Here is an 18,116-nt window from a genome sequence, read left to right on the forward strand (position 1 = left end):
TTTCGAGCGAACGAATGTGAAAAGAGAATACGATAGATCCTGTCGTTCAGGGAGGTTTGTCATGGTCGGCGGGGGCCGTGTCCTACACATCCGCAGCGGGAATGGAAAGCCCAGCGTGCGGCCCGAATCCGAGAATGTGTCGCTCATCGACATTCCGGACGACCACCTGATCGATCGACTGCTGCGCCGAGTTCCCGAACGTCCACATGTGCTGGCCTCACCGCCGAACGGCAGCAGCGCGACCGCGGTAACGGGCGATGCCGGACTTCCGTATTTCGGCCGGGGTCTGCACTATCTGCGCTGGGGTCCGGCGGAAATGATGCAGCGGTATCGCCGCTACGGTCCGGTATCGCTGAATTCGTCGCTCGGCTTGGATCGGGTCCTGGTCTGCGGTCCGGAGGCGATCGATGAGGTGCTCGGGAAGCGGCGTCGCGATTTCGGCCAGGGCTGGGACTACTTTATCGGCCCGTTCTTCCGGCGCGGACTGCTGCTATTGGAATTCGACGAGCACATGTTCCATCGCCGGATCATGCAGCAGGCATTCACCAGGGAGCGGCTGGAGGCGCATCTTGCGACATTGACGCCGGTAGCGCGGGCCGCGATCGATCGGTGGGTGCCGCAGAACGGCGGCACTGTCCGGCTCTATCCGACGATCAAGGAACTGACCCTGGAGATCGCGGGCGAGACCTTCATGGCCGTCGATGTCGGGACGCAGCGCCGCAAGCTCATCGATGCGTTCATCGATTGCACCCATGCCGGGCTGTCGGTTATTCGACATCCGGTACCAGGCGGCAATTGGCGTGCCGGCCTGCGCGGACGCAAGGTGCTCGAGCAGTACTTCACCGAGATGCTGCCGCGCAAGCGCCGGATCGAGTCGGCGGATTTCTTCTCCGGACTGTGTCATGCGCGCACGGAGGACGGCGCCGCGTTCAGTGACACGGATGTGGTCAACCACATGATCTTCCTGATCATGGCCGCGCACGACACCACCACGACCACCGCCACCGCCGTGGCCTACTACCTCGGTAAACATCCCGAATGGCAGCGGAGGGTGCGCGCGGAGGTGCGCGCGGTCGATGCCGAAATCGGCGGCGCCGCACCGACAATCGCCGATCTGGACCGGATGGGTGACCTGGATCTGGTGCTGAAGGAGAGTTTGCGCTTGATGCCGCCGGTGCCGGGACTACCGCGGCGGGCGGTACGCGACACCGAAATCCTCGGGCACTACATTCCGGCAGGCACGCCGATCGACTGCGCGTATACCGTCAATCATTTCCTGCCGGAGCTGTGGACCCGACCGGAGTTGTTCGACCCGGAACGCTTCGGTGCAGCCCGGCGCGAGGACAAATCGCATCGACTCGCATGGGTGCCCTTCGGCGCGGGTGCGCACAAGTGCATCGGGATGCACTTCGGAACCTTCGAGGTGAAGACGATCATTGCCGCGCTGGTGCGCGATTACGAGTGGGAACTCCCGGGGGATTACCGAATGCCGTGGGGCTTCACGACGATTCCGTTCCCCCGGGATGGCGCGCCCGTGCTGTTGCGGCGCCGCTAGCGATCGCTTGCGGGTCGTTCGACACCGATCAGCTCAGCGACCGCTGAACAGCAGTTCGGCGACCTTGGTGTCGGTCGCGGCGCCTTCGGTGTAGCCGCCGTCGCTGCCGAGCGAGCTCATGATGGCCAGCGTGTACCGCTCGCCGGGTCCGGCGAAGCCGACCGAGTTCACCACCCAGCCGCCCTGTTCCTCGGACCAGCCGTTCTTGAGCCCGGGCCGCATCGCGGCACCCGCACCCCACACGCCCCAGTGCTGGTTGCTGTCGACCGAGCGCATGCGGTCGAACAGGTAGTTCCGGTCGTCGGGGTGCATATTGTTGAAGATCGAGTCCATCAGCCGATCCAGATCGGCGGGGGTGCACTTCTGGAACGACCAGTCCGGGAACATCGCGGTATTCGTCGGCTGCGGAACCAGGTTCACCATGCCGCTGGCGCGGAAGGCGTTGTTGTAGGCCATCCGATCGATGCCGGCGTATTTGTTCCAGAGGATATCGGCGGCCTGGTCATTGGAGGTGGCCAGCATCGATTCCATCAGGCCGCGGTCCTCGGGACCGAGGCCGATCACGCCCGCCCGCGCGCGGTTGAGCAGATCGGCCGCGATCGCCAGTTTGATGGTGGAGGCGGTCCAGACCGAGTTCTCCGCATTCTCGTTCGCGTACACCCCACCGCTCACGCGATCGCGGACCACGTAACCGGTTACGCCGGGGCGACTCTTCAAATACGCGTCGACAGCTGCGATTCGGCTGCTCATATCGCAATCGAATCCGGCGATGCAGCCCTGTGTATGCGCCGGAGGCGCAGCATAGGCCGACGGAATCAGCGCGGTGGTAGTGGGGACCAGGATCGCCGCAGCGGCGAGGACAGAGACGGAGGCGTGACGCACGAGGCAACACGATCGCACATCGGCGGGCCGGACGCACGTCTTGAGCTCTGCCCGACGCTGTGGTAAACGGCGTTGTGCTTGTACCGCAGCGTCTTTCGCGCTAGCGGAATGCGGCGTGCAATTCCTCGACGGTGCGACCGTTGAGGCGGTAGCAGTGGGCGAAGGCCTCGGCATGCTGATCGCGCGGCCAGGAGTGTAGGACGACGGTGCGACCGTAGGAGCGCGAGTTGACCAGCTCCCATCTGTCACCGACCCGGCGGACCGTGAACCCGCCTCTCGGCATCAGGGGAATCACCATCGCCATCATGAACGCGAACCAGCCTTTCGTGCAGCTATCCCGTTCCTCCCCGGTTGAGCACTGTTGCACATGGACGGCCGCGATCCGACGTGACACGACGAAGGAAATCGTTCGCGTGTGGCTTATTTCACTCCTGCGGGTATGGGGTCGCTAGGTTGCGTGCTGGTCGCTGGGCGTATAAACGTGCGGGAGCGCCGAGCCGTGCGGATAGTCGACTTGACGCGCGGTGCGGACATACCGGACCAACTGATGAGAGGGCGCAGATGCCGCTGCACATACATCGCGCCGAGCGCGCCGATGCGTTGGCGGCGGCGTTGGCCGCACTGCTTGCTGAACCTTTGCCGGACGCCTTCGCGGCCGAGGTGGTCGCGGTGCCCGCGAAGGGGGTGGAGCGCTGGTTGACACAGCGGTTGTCGACCGTACTCGGCGTGGCGGGTGGCTCGGACGGTGTTGCCGCGAATATCCAATTCCCGTCTCCCGGTGCGTTGGTCGCCGAAGTATCAGCGGCGGCGAGTGGGGTGCGGCCCGAGACGGATCCGTGGGCGTCGGAGCAGGTCGTCTGGACCTTGCTGCGGGTGATCGACGCATCGCTTGGCGAACCGTGGAGTGCGGTGCTCGCGCGGCATCTCGGGTCCGGGGAACCCGCCGGACATCGGGTCGGTCGGCGGTATGCGACTGCCGCGCATCTGACGGCGCTTTTCGACAGTTACGCGGCGCAGCGACCTGGGCTCATACAGGAGTGGGCAGCGGGTTCGGATACCGACGGTGCCGGGCGGGCGGTGCCGGATGATTTGCTGTGGCAACCGGAATTGTGGCGGCGGTTGCGGGCCGAAGTCGGGGTGCCGAGTCCGGCCGAGCGGTTGGACGCGGCCTGCGCAAGGTTGCGGGACGAGCCGGATCTGGTGGGCCTGCCTGCGCGTTTGTCATTGTTCGGGGTGACGCGATTGCCGAGCGATCAACTCGCGGTGTTGTCGGCGCTGGCGCAGCGGCGGGATGTGCATCTGTGGCTCGCGCACCCCAGTCCGGTGATGTGGGCGCAGTTGAGTGGACTGCCCGCCGCGGTGGCGCGGGCCGATGATGTCAGTGCGACGGTGGTGCGGCATCCATTGCTCGCGGGCCTCGGCAGGGATGTGCGGGAGCTGCAGCAGCGGCTGGTCGGTGCCGTGGACCAGTACCATGCGGCTATCGCATCGAATCACTCTGGCATCCAGGAGGATTCGGGTAGGACACTGTTGGCGGCCCTGCAGTCCGGGATTCGCGACGATGTGTGGCCGCCCGAACCGGCGAGCTTCGATGACCGGACCGTGCAGGTGCATTCGTGTCACGGGCCGGCACGACAGGTCGAAGTGTTGCGCGAATGTCTGCTCGGCTTGTTCGCGGCCGATCACACACTGGAACCGCGCGATGTGTTGATCATGTGTCCCGAGGTGGAGGCGTATGCGCCGCTGGTGCGGGCGGCGTTCGGGCAGAAAATGGTGGGATCGGTGGAGTCGGTGGGGGATTCGGCGCATCCGGCGCATCTGCTGCGGGTGCGGCTCGCCGATCGGGGGCGCGGGGTGACCAATCCGATGCTCGCGGTGATCGCGGTATTGCTCGAACTCGCCGACGGGCGAGTGACGGTGACCCAGGTGCTGGATCTGGCGGCGTCCGAAACCGTCCGTCGCCGTTGCGGATTCGATGACGACGATATCGAGCGATTGCGCGAATGGGCGGCCGAATCCGGTGCGCGCTGGGGAATCGGCCAGCGCCAGCGACAGGCATTCGGACTTGCCGACTTCGCGCAGAACACGCTGAACAGCGCGGTCGACCGCATCCTGCTCGGTGTCACCGCGGACGAATCTTGCGAGGACTGGCTGGATCTCGCGCTGCCGCTGGACGATGTGGACAGCAACGATGTCGATCTGGCTGGCCGGTTCGCGGAATTCATCGACCGGCTCGCGGTCTGCCTGCGTGACCTGCGCGGACCGCGTCCGGCGCAGGAGTGGGCTGCGGTGCTCGGGCGCTGCCTCGAACTGCTCACCGATGTGCCCGACAGTCAGGCGTGGGTGCGCACCGAGGCCCGCCGTGAGCTGGCGGCCGCCACCGAACACGCGGGTGAGGTGCCATTGCGGCTGGCGGATATCGGTGTGCTGCTGTCGAGCCGGCTGGCGGCGCGACCGACAAGGGCGAATTTCCGGACCGGCGAACTGACGGTGTGCACGATGGTGCCGATGCGTTCGGTACCGCATCGCGTGGTGGTGTTGCTCGGTCTCGACGACGAGATCTTCCCGCGCACCAGCGGCGTGGACGGCGATGACGTGCTGGCCCGAAATCCGCTGCTCGGCGAACGGGACGCGCGCAGCGAGGATCGCCAACTGCTGCTGGACGCGGTGCTCGCGGCCACGGAACAACTGCTGATCTTCCACACCGGTGCCGATCCGGTGACCGGTGCGCATCGTCCGCCCGCCATCCCGGTCGCCGAGCTGCTCGATGCACTGCGCGCACACGTCGGCGCGGTAGGTATGGACGCGGTGGTGACCCGACATCCGTTGCAGGGCTTCGACCGTCGCAATTTCGAGGCCGATCGCCCGTTCAGCTTCGATACCGTTGCCTTCGCGGGAGCGCGGGCCGCGGGACAACCCGCACAGCCGCGGCCCGCATTCCTGCCCGAACCGCTGTCCCCGCTCGAACCCGCGGATGTCGCACTGGCCGACCTGATTTCGTTCGTCGAACACCCGGTGCGCGCATTTCTGTGGCAGCGCCTCGGACTACGCGTTCCCGAACACGAAGACGATATTGCCGACCGGTTGCCGATCGAACTCGACGGCCTCGCCAAATGGGAGCTGGGCGAACGACTGCTGTCCGCGCGGCTCACCGGCGCGGACCCATCGACGCTGCGCGCGGCGGAGTGGCGGCGCGGGACATTGCCGCCGTTCGGCTTCGGTGGTGCGGTGCTCGACGAGGTCGAGTCGACGGTGGACAAGCTCGTGCGCGCGGCGCTGCCGGAGTACCAGGGTGCGCCGCGGGCGGTCGATATCGCGGTGGATCTCGGCAATGGCCGTCGGCTCACCGGCACAGTGCCCGAGGTGCGCGGCGAATCGCTGGTTCGCACCACGTTCTCTCGGCTCGCTCCGAAACACCGCATTGCCGCGTGGGTTTCGTTGCTGGGCTTGGCGGTGACCGAGGACCGCTCGTGGCGCGCGGTCACCACCGGACGTGGACAATTCGGCCGTCCCGCATGGCGTTGCGAGCTCATGGCTCCGGAACCGCCTTCCGCACTGTCGATCCTGCGTGAGCTGGTGCGGCTGCGGGATGCCGGGCTGACCGAACCGCTGCCGGTTGCTCCCAGCGCCACCGCCGTGTACGCCGAACGTCGCTTCCGCGGCTCGAGTGCCGACGAAGCGGTGAGCGCCGCCGAACGCGAATTCAACGGTGGGCCCAACGGTCCCGGTCCGTTCGGTGACCACACCGACCGTCACCTGCGCTACATCTGGGGACCTGCCCCTCGCCTGGAACACCTCATGGCCGCTCCCGCGCCCGCGGGCGAGCCCGGTGAAACCACCCGCTTCGGGTCGCTGGCTCGTCGCATGTGGGCACCGCTATTGGCCGCCGAGAATCAGGGCCAGCCATGAGGTGTACTCGTCGAATGGAACGGCACTTCGCACGGCGCGCCTCCCGGATACGGGCGGGCGTCGGGTGGACGGTGGAGGCGAGTATCGGATTTGCCGGGCACGGAAAGGGGCGGCGGGGATGACCCTCGAGGACACCGCATTCGCCACGCCCTCGCTCGATGCCGACCGCTTCGATCCCAACGGGCCACTGCCGACCGCAACCACCGTGCTCGAGGCGAGCGCCGGTACCGGTAAGACGCATGCGATTGTCGGATTGGCGGTGCGGTATGTCGCCGAGATCGGGATCGACATTTCGCAGCTGTTGCTGGTGACGTTCAGTCGGGCGGCCACACAGGAACTGCGGGAACGAACGCGGGACCGGTTCGTCGCGGTGGCGGCGGCACTGGCCGATCCGGAGACGGCTCGGGCCCATGCCGATGAGCTGATTCGGCTACTGGCGCAGACGGATTCGGCCGAGGTGCTGCTGCGTCGGCGACGATTGCTCACCGCGCTCTCGGATTTCGATGCCGGAACCATCGCGACGACCCACAGTTTCTGTCAGCGAATGCTGGACGAGCTCGGTCTGGCGGGCGAACATGATCCCGGATCGCGGTTGGTCGAGACGATCGATGATCTGGTCGGCACGGTCGCCGATGATCTGTACCTGAATCGGTATGCCCGTGCGGAGCCGCCGTTTTCGCTGAAAGAGGCGCATACGCTGGCGCTGGCGGCGGTGCAGGATCGGCACGCCGTATTGGTGCCGAAGGGGGAGGGCTCGGCGGGGGAGCGAGTGACCTTTGCTGCCGCGGTGCGTAAGGAAACCGAGCGCCGTAAACGCCTTGCCGGACTTCGTGATTTCGACGATCTGCTGGTGCTGCTGCACGATGTGCTCGCCGATCCGGAGCACGGCCAGCGGGCCTGTGGCCGCATCCGCGAGCGGTACCGGGTCGCCCTGGTCGACGAATTCCAGGACACCGACCCGCTGCAGTGGGACATTTTGCGGCTGGCCTTCCACGGACATTCGACCCTGGTACTCGTCGGTGATCCGAAGCAGGCCATCTACGCCTTCCGCGGCGCGGAGGTGCTCAGCTACCTCGATGCCGTCGCGCACGCCGACACCCGCATGGAGCTCACCGACAACTGGCGCAGTGATGCGGGTCTGCTCGCCGCGCTGGATCATCTGCAGGGCGGTGCGGCGTTGGGGCACAAGGAGATCACGGTTTATCCGGTCACCGCGACTCGTGGCTGGTCGCGACTGTCCGGCCCCCCGAACCTGACGACGCCGCTGCGCATGCGGTGTCTGCCGCGCACCGGAGCCGGGCCGTTGAACAAATCGGGGTTCCCAGCGGTCGGGCGCATGCGGTCGAAGGTCGCCGAGGATCTCGCGGCAGATATCGTGCGGTTGCTCGAATCCGGTGTGCTGTTCGAGGCGAAGACCGGACCGCGACCGATCGGGCCGGGTGATATCGCGGTATTGGTGCGGACTCGGTCCCAAATCGACGTGGTGCGAACCGCTTTGGATCGGGTCGGGGTCGCCTCGGTACTCGCCGGTGGCACCAGCGTCTTCGCCACCAGCAGTGCGACGGACTGGCTCTGGTTACTGCGTGCGCTCGAACAGCCGCATCGCTCTGATCGTGTCCGCCTTGCCGCCTGCACACCGCTACTCGGCGTGACGGCGGTCGACATCGATAGCGGCGGTGCGGATCTGGTTGGTCGCATCTCCGCCCAACTGCGGGAAGCTGCCAGGGTGTTCGCCCGCGCGGGTTTCGCGGCGGTTTTCGAAAAGATCTCCGCCGAAGCCGATCTGGCCCAGCGCCTGCTCTCGGTCGAGAACGGTGAACGCGAGCTGACCGATCTGCGGCACATCGCGCAACTGCTGGATCAGGTCGCACTGACCGAAGGTCTCGGCCTCACCGCGCTGACCCGCTGGCTCGCCGACCGTGTGCGCGACCCCGCTTCCGGATCGGTCGCCGACCGCAGCCGTCGCCTCGATCGCGATGCGGCGGCCGTGCAGATCGCGACCGTGCACGCCAGCAAGGGACTCGAATTCCCCATCGTCTACCTGCCATTCGCGTGGGACAACGCGAAGAACCCGTACCCGCAGACCCTGCTGTTCCACACCGATGACGGCGCCCGCGTACTCGATGTCGGCGGCCAGGACGCCCCCGGGTACGGCGAGCGCAAGCTGCGCAGTGAAACCGAGGAGGCGGGTGAGGAACTGCGCCTGCTGTACGTCGCGCTCACCCGCGCGATGTGTCAGATCGTCGCCTGGTGGGCGCCCGCGATCACCACCGCCAACGCGCCGTTGCATCGAATGGTCCTCGGCCGCCCCGACGGCGGGGATCTCGTACCGAGCAAGGCGGCAGTCCCGGCGGATGCTGTTGCGGTGTCGATGCTTTCTGCTTGGGCCGCCGCAGCGCCTGAGGCCATTTCGGTGGAAGGTGTCGAGCACACCGATACGGTCGAGATCCGCCGTGTGCGTACCGAACTCCCGACCGGAGCCATCGCCGCGGCGCGGTTCGCCCGCACAATGGACCTGCAGTGGCGTCGTACTTCCTATTCGGCACTGACCGCCGGTGCACACGATGCTGCTGTCCCGGAGGCCGAGCCGGAGGACGACCGCGGTCCATCCGATGAACCCGGCACGCCGCTTCTCGTCGAAACCGAACCCACGATCGCCGGTGCGGCGCCGTCCCTGATGAACGCGCTGCCCTACGGCGCCGAATTCGGCACGCTGGTGCACGGTGTGCTCGAGCGAATCGATACCGACGCACCGGATCTGGCCACCGAGGTGCACACCCGCTGCCGCGCGGCCACCGAAGAGCTGATGGCCGAAGCGGATCCGGTGGTACTCGGCGCCGCCCTACTCGCCGTACTGCACACGCCCCTCGGATTCGGCTGTCTCGCCGACATTTCCACCCGCGACCGGCTCAACGAACTCGACTTCGAGCTCCCGCTCGCCGGCGGGGATCTCCCCGGTGCGCATACGGTCACGCTGCGCCGGATCGCCGAACTGCTGCGGACCCATCTCCCGGCCGACGACTCCTTGTCCGGCTACGCCGACCAACTCGCGTCCCTGGACGACACCCCACTGCGCGGCTACCTCACCGGCAGTATCGATGCCGTACTGCGCATCACCGAAAGCCCGAGTGCGCAGCCACGCTTCGTGATCGTCGACTACAAGACCAACCGCCTCGGCACCGGCGATCTGACCGTCGACCACTACACCCACGACCGCATGGCCGCCGAGATGCTGCGCTCGCACTACCCGCTACAGGCCCTGCTCTACGCGGTCGCCCTGCACCGCTACCTGCGCTGGCGGCTGCCCGGTTACGACCCGGCGCGCCACCTCGGCGGTGCCCGCTACCTGTTCGTGCGCGGCATGATCGGTCCCGACACTCCGTCGGGCTGTGGTGTTTTCGACTGGAATCCACCGGCCGCGCTGATCGTCGCCCTGTCCGACCTGCTGGCGGGGGAGGCTGCCCGATGACCGACGGTCGCCCGCACACCCACTGTGGTAACCGTAACCGCACCATTTTCGACACCCCTCTCGCGTCGACGGCGCAGGTCCGCCGATGACGTCAATTCAGCTGGCGCAGCGGGGAACCGGGCTGCTGCGCATATTCAACGAGGCGGGGGTGCTCGCCGCCGCCGACGTGCACGTTGCCCTCCGACTGGGGCGGATGGGGCGCGAATCCTCGGAGGAGGTGCTGTTCGCGGCGGCCTTGGCCGTGCGAGCGGTGCGCTCCGGCTCGGTCTGCCTGGAACTGCACCGCATGCGCGAAATCGGTGTCGATGCCGACGAAACCTGGGATGCGCGTTCGGATATCGATCCCGCGACATTGCCGTGGCCGGATATCGATGCCGTGGTCGCCGCGCTGCGAGTCAGTCCATTGGTATGCGGCGGACCGGCTGGCCCCTTGCAGCCGTTGCGCCTGGTCGACGTGCGGGCCACCGGGCCATTGCTCTATCTGGACCGCTACTACCAGCAGGAACAGACGATCCGCCGGGTGCTCACCGAGCGCTCCGGACATCATCCGAAGGTCGATCCGGCCATCGTGCGTCGCGAACTCGACCGACTCTTCGACGCCCCGGTCGGCGCGGCCCCCGACCGTCAGCGGATCGCCGCCACACTCGCGGCGACGCACTGGACCACGGTGGTGGCGGGCGGGCCGGGTACCGGCAAGACCCACACCATCGCCCGCATCCTGGCCCTGCTCGACGCGCATCAGAAGGCGCATCCGAAGCTGCCCGCACTGCGCATCGCCATGGCCGCCCCCACCGGCAAAGCGGCCGCACGATTGCAGGAAGCGGTGCGTGAACAGGCGGAATCGCTCGCGCTGCCGGAGCTCACCGCGGCCACCCTGCATCGCCTGCTCGGCTGGCAGCGCGGCCGGGCTACCCGGTTCCGGTATCACGCATTCAACCGGCTGCCCTATGACGTGATTGTGGTCGACGAGACCTCCATGGTGTCGCTGACCATGATGAGCAGCCTGCTGGCCGCACTGCGGCCCGATACCCGCCTGGTGCTCGTCGGCGATCCCGATCAGCTCGCTTCGGTCGACGCCGGTGCGGTACTCGCTGATCTCGTCGCCGGACCTATTGTCGGCCAACCGAATCCGGTGCTCGAGCAGGTACTCGGTGCCGAACCAGTTGCGGCCGCGGGTAATCCGGAGGCGTTGACCGATCTCGAGCGAATGCGGTTGCGCGGCGGCATCGTCCGGCTGACCCGTGGCCGCCGATTCGGCGGCAAGATCGCCGAACTCGCCGTCGCGGTCCGCGCTGGTGACGCCGACACCGCGCTCGCGTTATTGCGCGCGGGCGGTGATGAAATCTCGCTCTGCACGCCGGAGGACACCGCGCCGGTGCGCGCCGACGTCGTGCGGGCCGCCCGCGAGGTCACCGCGGCCGCACTCGACGGCGATGCCGCGGCCGCACTGACCGCCCTCGAATCCCACCGCCTCCTGTGTGCGCATCGCCAAGGTCCGTTCGGCGTCGAACGCTGGGACCGCATGGCCGGTGAGTGGGCCGCGGCCGCTGGCGCGGGGCCGGATTCGCATCAGGCTCCGTGGTACCCGGGCCAGCCCCTGCTGGTCACCGCCAACGACCACGAGGCGCGCATCTACAACGGCGATACCGGTGTCATCGTGCGCCTGCCCGACGGTTCGCTGCGCGCGGCCCTGCAGCGCGGCAGCGAACCCTACCTGGTGCACCCGACCCAATTTCCGGCTGTGGTCACCGTCTTCGCCATGACCATCCACCGCAGCCAGGGCAGCCAATACGACACCGTCTCGGTCGTGCTGCCCGAGCCGGAATCCACCCTGCTCACCAGGGAACTGCTGTACACGGCCATTACCCGGGCCCGTCGCCACGTGCGCATCATCGGCACCGACGACTCCATCCGCGCCGCGATCGACCGCCGAGTTCTGCGTGCCAGCGGCTTGTCGCGCACTCCGGAATCGCATTGACCTGGGATTCTCACGTTTTCCGAGCTCGGGACGTCTACCTAACGTGAGATTGCCTCCGTTCGAGGATGTGGTGGCCGAGTACGGCCCGATGGTGCTGCGCGTGTGCCGGGCGGTGCTCGGTCCGACAGATGCCGCCGATGCGTGGTCGGAGACCTTTCTGTCCGCCCTGCGCGCCTATCCCGGCCTCGACCCGAAGACGAATATCGAGGCATGGCTGGTCACCATCGCGCATCGGCGCGCGATCGATGTGGGGCGCGCACTGACTCGCGCACCCGTTCCCGCAGAAACCCTGCCCGAACGCACGGCACCGGATGCCGACCCGGCCGATTACGACCCTGATCTATGGAACGCACTCGCCTCGCTGCCGCCCACACAGCGTCGAGCGGTGGCCTACCGCTACCTGGCGGGTCTACCGCACGCCGAAATCGCTCAGCTGCTGGGCAATTCGACCGATGCCGCCCGGCGCGCCGCCGCCGACGGCCTCAAAACATTGCGCAAGCTCTACCCGAAGGATCGAACATGATGGCCACTATCGACCGGGATCCGGACGGCCTCTTCGACGGCCTGGACGCGAACTCCGCCGAGATCCTGTCCCAATTGCGTCGCCGGTTGGCCGCCGACGCTCAAGCCGCGGGCCTGCTCGACGTCGCCTATCGCACGCTGGACACGCCCGTCGGCGCCTTGCTGCTCGCGGCCACCCCCGCGGGTTTGGTGCGGGTCGCCTACCCCAACGAGAATCACGAAACCGTACTCGCCACGCTCGCCGAGCGCATCAGCCCGCGCATCCTGGCTGCCCCGAGCCGCCTCGATGCCGCGGCAGTCCAGATCGAGGAGTACTTCGCCGGTGCGCGAACACAATTCGATCTGCCACTCGATCTCCGGCTGACCGTCGGATTCCGGCGCCAGGTGATCGAGCATCTGAGCGATATCGGCTACGGACATCGCGAGAGCTACGCCGATGTCGCCGCGGCCGTCGGAAGTCCGCGTGCGGTGCGCGCGGTCGGCTCAGCCTGTGCGCACAATCCGCTACCGGTAGTCATCCCGTGCCACCGGGTGGTTCGCAGCGACGGTTCGATCGGCCAGTACGTCGGCGGAGTCACCGCCAAAACCACCCTGCTCACGCTCGAAGCCGCGTAAAAGGAGAGGTGATGAAAACCCTTGCCGCACTGGAAGAACGAGTCGAAGCGCAGCCGTGGAGCGCGCTGACCGAGGAGATCGACGCCTACGGCTGCGCCCAGACCGGGCCGCTGCTGACACCGGACGAATGCGCCGAATTCAGCACCATGTGGGAGGATCTGGGCCGCTTCCGGTCGACGATCGATATGGCACGCTACCGATTCGGTCAGGGCACCTACCGTTACTTCGCCGATCCGGTCCCCGCGCCGATCATGGGGTTGCGCAGGGCTTTCTATCGCAGATTGCTGCCCATCGCCCGTACTTGGGCAGAGCGACTCGGCGACCCGACGCCGTGGCCCGACGAGTTCGACGCTTGGCTCGACGCCTGTCACGCCGCGGGGCAAACGAAACCGACGCCAATCCTGTTGCGCTACACCGCAGGTGACTGGAACGCCCTGCACCGAGACCTCTACGGTGAGCTCGTCTTTCCGCTGCAGGTCGTCATCGGCCTGGACCGCCCTGGCATCGACCATACCGGCGGAGAATTTCTCCTGGTCGAGCAGCGCCCCCGCGCTCAATCCAAGCCGACGGTCACCATCCTGGAACAGGGCCACGCGCTCGTCTTCACCACCCGGGACCGGCCGACTCCATCGTCGCGTGGTTGGTCTCGCGCCCCGATCCGCCACGGTGTCAGTCGAATTCGTAGCGGCCACCGACACACCCTTGGCCTGGTCCTGCACGACGCCGAATGAGATGTACACCCTGACCGACGTCGATGGTCGCCCGTATCCCAGTCCTACTCCGGGCCGATTCGGCGGTCACCGGCGCGGCAAACTCTATGGCCGCCTCGACTGCCCGTCGGCCTTGCGCGCCTTGGCGCGCGGCCACTACCGCGCCCACCGCGTCTTCTTCGCCGACGAACAAACCGCCATCGCCGCCGGTTACCGACCGTGCGCGGTCTGTCTGCCTGCCGCATACATGGCATGGAAAGTTCACCACGGCAGGTGATCTCACGTTCATGCGCCGGGCAGCGTCTACCTGATGAAGGCTCGAAAGAAGGGAGCAACATCATGTCCGATACCGCCATCGCACGACTGGTGCACGGCTCGACGCTGGGCAACCTGCTGATCGAAGCGAACCAGACCGGTGTCACCCTGGTCGCATTCACCGACGCTCCGCCGACCGGATCGTCGGGCGAAGACGTCACGGCGCGTGAGCATCTGGAGATCGCCGCAGATCAGATCGACGAATACCTCACCGGCGAACGCCAGCAGTTCACGGTACCGATGGATCTGACGGATATGCGCGCATTCGATCGAGAGGTCCTGCGGATACTCGAGGCGACCACCGGATACGGCCGGACAACCACCTATGGTGCTCTGACCCGCCAACTCGGCCGCACCGCAGCCGACGCTCGCAAGGTTGGCGGCGCGCTGTCTCGGAACCGACTGCTGATCCTGCTCCCGTGCCATCGCGTGGTCGGGGCCGACGGATCCCTGACCGGCTATGCGGGTGGACTGCCCGCCAAACGAGCCCTGCTCGACCTCGAATCGGCCGACCTACTGCTGCCGCTGGGCGGATAACGGCACGATCGGGAATATCGGCGGCGGCTGTGTGCTTGCATGAGGTCATGACGAGCGCTGAGTTGTTGGTCGATGCCTTCGGACGAGTGCGGGAGAATGTGCACGGCGCGGTCGAGGGGCTCGGACAGGACGAGCTGGCCGCTCGGATCGATCCGGGCGCCAACTCCATCGCCTGGCTGGTCTGGCATCTGACCCGGGTGCAGGACGACCACGTCGCGGAGGTGGCGGAACTGGAACAGGTGTGGACCGCGGCGGGCTGGGCCAAGCGGTTCGACCTGCCGTTCGCCGACGAGGCAACCGGTTACGGGCACCGCGCCGCCGAGGTCGCCGAACTCGGCGGGGTTTCCGCCGAGCTGCTGTTGGGCTACTACGACGCGGTGCACGCCCAGACAATCGACTATGTCTCCGGACTCACCGATGCCGATCTGCCCCGCATCGTCGATACCCGCTGGGATCCGCCGGTCACCCTCGGCGTGCGGTTGATCAGTGTCGTGGACGACGATATCCAGCACGCCGGCCAAGCCGCCTTCATTCGCGGTGTTCTGCTGCGCCGCAGGTAGTTTCAGTTTTCCGGCGCATCACCGAACAGTAGATCCGCGGCACGGACGACTACTTCGAGGCGGTACGCCTGCGGACCTGCTACTTGTGCATGCGGTGATAAGTGCCAGCGCGGCCGCCGACAGCGGTAAGCCGCCGATTGCGCAATGGCAGGCTCAGACGCGGATCGCTCGAAGCTGACGGGCGAACTCGGCATCGGTCTGCTCGTAGGTCTCACGGATGGTCTTGAACAGGTTCTGGACCTCGGTGGCGACCGTTATGTAGTCGCCGATGGTGTCGTACGCATTGTTCGGACCGCCGAAGGCCTTCTCCTGGAACAACTCGACCAGTTCGACGGCCGACGTGAGCCGGGGATTGTTCTCGCCCAGGCCCCAGGACTCTTTCTCGCTGAGCGACCGGGCATCGTCCTGCGCGACCGTGAGCTCGTCGATGAGGCTCTGGCAGGCCGCGTCGATATCCAGAAACGCCTGTGGTTCCATCCGCACCTGCAGCGCCCCGGTCTTCGCATCCTCGATATACCCGCCGAACGTGCTGTCAACAGCCATGCGGTCGCCCCTTCCAGTGGTCCGTCTGATCATAGAGACGCACACGCCGACGAAACGGTTCCATCGGAACACAGATCAGTGACCTCGGGCATTTCGCCGAACCGGACAGATCCGGCCCATGTCATTGAGCCGAACCACATCCGGCGCGGTCGGGCGCTGCCGCCGATTCCGAGGCTCCCGCGGACCCCGGAGCCGTTGCGATATGTAACGCCGCGTGTATCGGGCTTCGGCGCATGGGCCTCGACTGAACCGCAACGGATAGGCTGGAGCTGAAGTCGGTGCGAATCGCGCCGGCCGAATATCGGAGGAAGAGATCGATGAGGGTCGCTGGCGAGCACGTCGATGTGCTCATTGTCGGTGCCGGGCTGTCCGGCATAGGCGCGGCGTATCACCTGCGGCGGGCCTTTCCGAGGAAGAGCTATGCGATTCTGGAGAGCCGCGACAGGATCGGTGGCACCTGGGATCTGTTCCGTTATCCGGGAATTCGCTCCGATTCCGATATGTACACCCTCGGCTACCGTTTCCGTCCGTGGCTGGGCGACAAATCGATCGCCGACGGGGCGGACATCCTCGACTATGTGCGCGCTACCGCCGCCGAGAGCGGAATCGACCGCAATATCCGCTTCAATCATCGAGTCGTCGGTGCCGAATGGTCGTCACAGGAGAACCAGTGGACGGTGCGCGCCGAACGGACCGATTCCGGCGAAACCGTTACGCTCACAGCGGGATTCCTGTTCTGCTGCTCCGGTTACTACCGCTACGATGCGGGCTACACCCCGGATTTCGCGGGTACCGAGCGTTTCGCCGGGCCGATCATCCACCCGCAGCACTGGCCGCGCGAGCTGGATGTCGCTGGTAAGCGCGTCGTGTTGATCGGCAGCGGCGCGACCGCGGTGACGCTGGGACCGGCACTGACCGACCAGGGCGCGCACGTGACGATGCTGCAACGCTCACCGAGCTACATCATCTCCGCACCCGCCCGCGACGACCTCGCGGTCAAGGCGCGCAAATTCCTACCGACCCGCGCCGCCTATACGGTGGCCAGGGCCAAGAATGTGGCGCTGACCACCGCGATTTACCAACTGAGCCAACGGTATCCGCAATCCATGCGCAAGCGGATCAAGGGTTGGCAGCAGCGCTGGCTGCCCGCGGGCTATGACATCGATACGCACTTCACCCCGACCTACAACCCCTGGGATCAGCGACTGTGCTTGGCTCCCAACGGCGATTTCTTCCGCGCCATCCGCAAGGGGCGGCTGGATATCGTCACCGACAAGGTCGAGACGTTCACGGAGACGGGCCTGGCCTTGGCCTCCGGCGCTACCCTCGATGCCGACATCATAATTACCGCAACGGGTTTGAATCTGCTCGCCTTCGGCGGGATGGAACTCGCGGTCGACGGACGGCCGGTGCGACTCTCGGAACATATGGCCTATAAGGCCATGATGCTGTCGGATGTGCCGAATTTCGCGTACGTCATCGGATATACCAACGCTTCATGGACGCTGAAGGCGGATCTGGTATGCGAGTACGTCGTTCGGCTACTGCGCCACATGTACGACAACGGATATGCCCGCTGCACACCGGTGCGCGATCCGTCCGTCGGCGCTGCATCGCTATTCCTGAATTTCAATCCGGGCTATGTCCAGCGCGCCGCGAGCCAATTCCCGATCCAGGGCACCAAGGCGCCGTGGCGCCTACGCATGAATTACCTGCGTGATCTGTTCACGCTGCGCCACGGCAAAATCACCGATAGTGCGATGGTGTTCGAACGGGCGCGGGATCGGGCTCCGGTATCCACGCAGGGGTAGTGGCAGGTCAGTGTGTCTCCTGCGGCTCGGACGACCGCGCGGCCGCGATATGGCGTAACACGCTGGTCGCGTGATCGTCGAACCGTTCGCGCGGAATATCGATCGTTCCGTCCAGCCACGGGCGGTACATATACGCCATCGCGCCGAAGATGGCGTTCGAGTTGAGACTGTTCTCGTACTGATCCGGCGGGGTCTGCGGCCCATCGTCACCCAACCCGATAGTGAACGCGATCGGGGCGGTGAACAATTCGATGAGCTCATTGCCCCGGTCGCCGAGTACCCGGGTGGCCTGCGATTCCACGAACATGATCTGGCCGCGGCGTCGATCCTCGATCAGATAATCCGTGAACGCCGAAATGGCATGACGAAATAGTTTCTCGGGTTCGGGCGGCGCGGTGGCCAGCGCCGCGAGTAGGCGTTCCTGCGCACCGAGAACGACGGTTTCCAATGCCGCGGTGAGCAGTTTATCCAGATTCGGGAAGCTCTCGTAGAAGTAGCGCTCGGTGAGGCCGGCCTGCCGGCAGACCCCGCGCATGGAGATATCGGATGCTCCGATCGTGGCCATCAACTCGATGGCGGCCTCTACGAGCTGTTCGCGGCGCGCGGCGATTCGGTCGGCCGGGGGCGTGCCGCGCCAGCGGCGCATACCCGGTATCGATCCATCGGAAACGGCGTCGTTCATGGCTCGATCCTCCCATAGCCAGGAAGTT

At 66.3% G+C, this 18,116-nt stretch carries 15 protein-coding genes; 11 read left to right on the plus strand and 4 right to left on the minus strand.

The annotated features are described in order from the left end of the window. Positions 1–115 precede the first annotated feature (115 nt). Complete coding sequence (locus ACIBG0_RS22160) at positions 116–1,555, plus strand: cytochrome P450 (protein ID WP_397034845.1); 1,440 nt, start codon at positions 116–118, stop codon at positions 1,553–1,555. Positions 1,556–1,588: 33 nt separating this feature from the next. On the opposite strand, the gene ACIBG0_RS22165 is transcribed toward ACIBG0_RS22160, so the two are convergent. Both ACIBG0_RS22165 and ACIBG0_RS22170 read right to left on the minus strand, forming a co-directional pair. Next, positions 1,589–2,437 carry a tat pathway signal sequence gene (locus ACIBG0_RS22165; RefSeq protein ID WP_397034846.1) on the minus strand — a complete coding sequence of 283 codons (849 nt, stop codon included), beginning with the start codon at positions 2,435–2,437 and terminating at the stop codon, positions 1,589–1,591. 100 nt (positions 2,438–2,537) lie between these two features. Beyond that, positions 2,538–2,720: a hypothetical protein gene (locus ACIBG0_RS22170; RefSeq protein WP_245672347.1), complete on the minus strand. Its 183-nt coding sequence runs from the start codon at positions 2,718–2,720 to the stop codon at positions 2,538–2,540. A gap of 278 nt (positions 2,721–2,998) precedes the next feature. On the opposite strand from ACIBG0_RS22170, the gene recC reads away from it, so the two are divergent. From recC to ACIBG0_RS22215, 9 genes are all read left to right on the plus strand, one after another. Further along, entirely contained in the window at positions 2,999–6,346 is a 3,348-nt protein-coding gene (gene recC / locus ACIBG0_RS22175) for an exodeoxyribonuclease V subunit gamma (RefSeq protein ID WP_397034847.1), read from the plus strand. Positions 6,347–6,464: 118 nt separating this feature from the next. Next, positions 6,465–9,815, plus strand: coding sequence for a UvrD-helicase domain-containing protein (locus ACIBG0_RS22180; protein ID WP_397034848.1), 3,351 nt, complete (start codon positions 6,465–6,467; stop codon positions 9,813–9,815). Between the two features lie 85 nt (positions 9,816–9,900). Further along, entirely contained in the window at positions 9,901–11,793 is a 1,893-nt protein-coding gene (recD, locus tag ACIBG0_RS22185; protein WP_397034849.1) for an exodeoxyribonuclease V subunit alpha, read from the plus strand. Between the two features lie 49 nt (positions 11,794–11,842). Beyond that, positions 11,843–12,316 (plus strand): RNA polymerase sigma factor, encoded by a 474-nt coding sequence (locus ACIBG0_RS22190; RefSeq protein WP_397034955.1) that lies wholly within the window; start codon positions 11,843–11,845, stop codon positions 12,314–12,316. Further along, on the plus strand, positions 12,316–12,930 hold the full coding sequence (locus ACIBG0_RS22195) for a methylated-DNA--[protein]-cysteine S-methyltransferase (protein WP_397034956.1): 615 nt from the start codon (positions 12,316–12,318) through the stop codon (positions 12,928–12,930). Before ACIBG0_RS22190 ends, ACIBG0_RS22195 begins: the two co-directional genes overlap by 1 nt. 11 nt (positions 12,931–12,941) lie before the next feature. Next, positions 12,942–13,661 carry a 2OG-Fe(II) oxygenase gene (locus ACIBG0_RS22200; protein ID WP_397034850.1) on the plus strand — a complete coding sequence of 240 codons (720 nt, stop codon included), beginning with the start codon at positions 12,942–12,944 and terminating at the stop codon, positions 13,659–13,661. A gap of 1 nt (position 13,662) precedes the next feature. Further along, complete coding sequence (locus ACIBG0_RS22205) at positions 13,663–13,917, plus strand: Ada metal-binding domain-containing protein (protein WP_397034851.1); 255 nt, start codon at positions 13,663–13,665, stop codon at positions 13,915–13,917. 62 nt (positions 13,918–13,979) lie between these two features. Further along, positions 13,980–14,492, plus strand: a complete 513-nt coding sequence (locus ACIBG0_RS22210; RefSeq protein WP_397034852.1) for a methylated-DNA--[protein]-cysteine S-methyltransferase — start codon at positions 13,980–13,982, stop codon at positions 14,490–14,492. 47 nt (positions 14,493–14,539) lie between these two features. Further along, positions 14,540–15,052 (plus strand): DUF664 domain-containing protein, encoded by a 513-nt coding sequence (locus ACIBG0_RS22215; protein ID WP_397034853.1) that lies wholly within the window; start codon positions 14,540–14,542, stop codon positions 15,050–15,052. Positions 15,053–15,205: 153 nt separating this feature from the next. On the opposite strand, the gene ACIBG0_RS22220 is transcribed toward ACIBG0_RS22215, so the two are convergent. Further along, complete coding sequence (locus ACIBG0_RS22220; protein ID WP_397034854.1) at positions 15,206–15,595, minus strand: hypothetical protein; 390 nt, start codon at positions 15,593–15,595, stop codon at positions 15,206–15,208. 317 nt (positions 15,596–15,912) lie between these two features. On the opposite strand from ACIBG0_RS22220, the gene ACIBG0_RS22225 reads away from it, so the two are divergent. Next, entirely contained in the window at positions 15,913–17,406 is a 1,494-nt protein-coding gene (locus ACIBG0_RS22225) for a flavin-containing monooxygenase (RefSeq protein ID WP_397034855.1), read from the plus strand. Between the two features lie 7 nt (positions 17,407–17,413). Here ACIBG0_RS22225 and ACIBG0_RS22230 read toward each other — a convergent pair whose 3' ends face one another. After that, positions 17,414–18,088, minus strand: coding sequence for a TetR/AcrR family transcriptional regulator (locus tag ACIBG0_RS22230; RefSeq protein WP_397034856.1), 675 nt, complete (start codon positions 18,086–18,088; stop codon positions 17,414–17,416). Positions 18,089–18,116 lie beyond the last annotated feature (28 nt).

Source organism: Nocardia sp. NPDC050630, from assembly GCF_044457245.1.
Lineage (GTDB): Bacteria > Actinomycetota > Actinomycetes > Mycobacteriales > Mycobacteriaceae > Nocardia.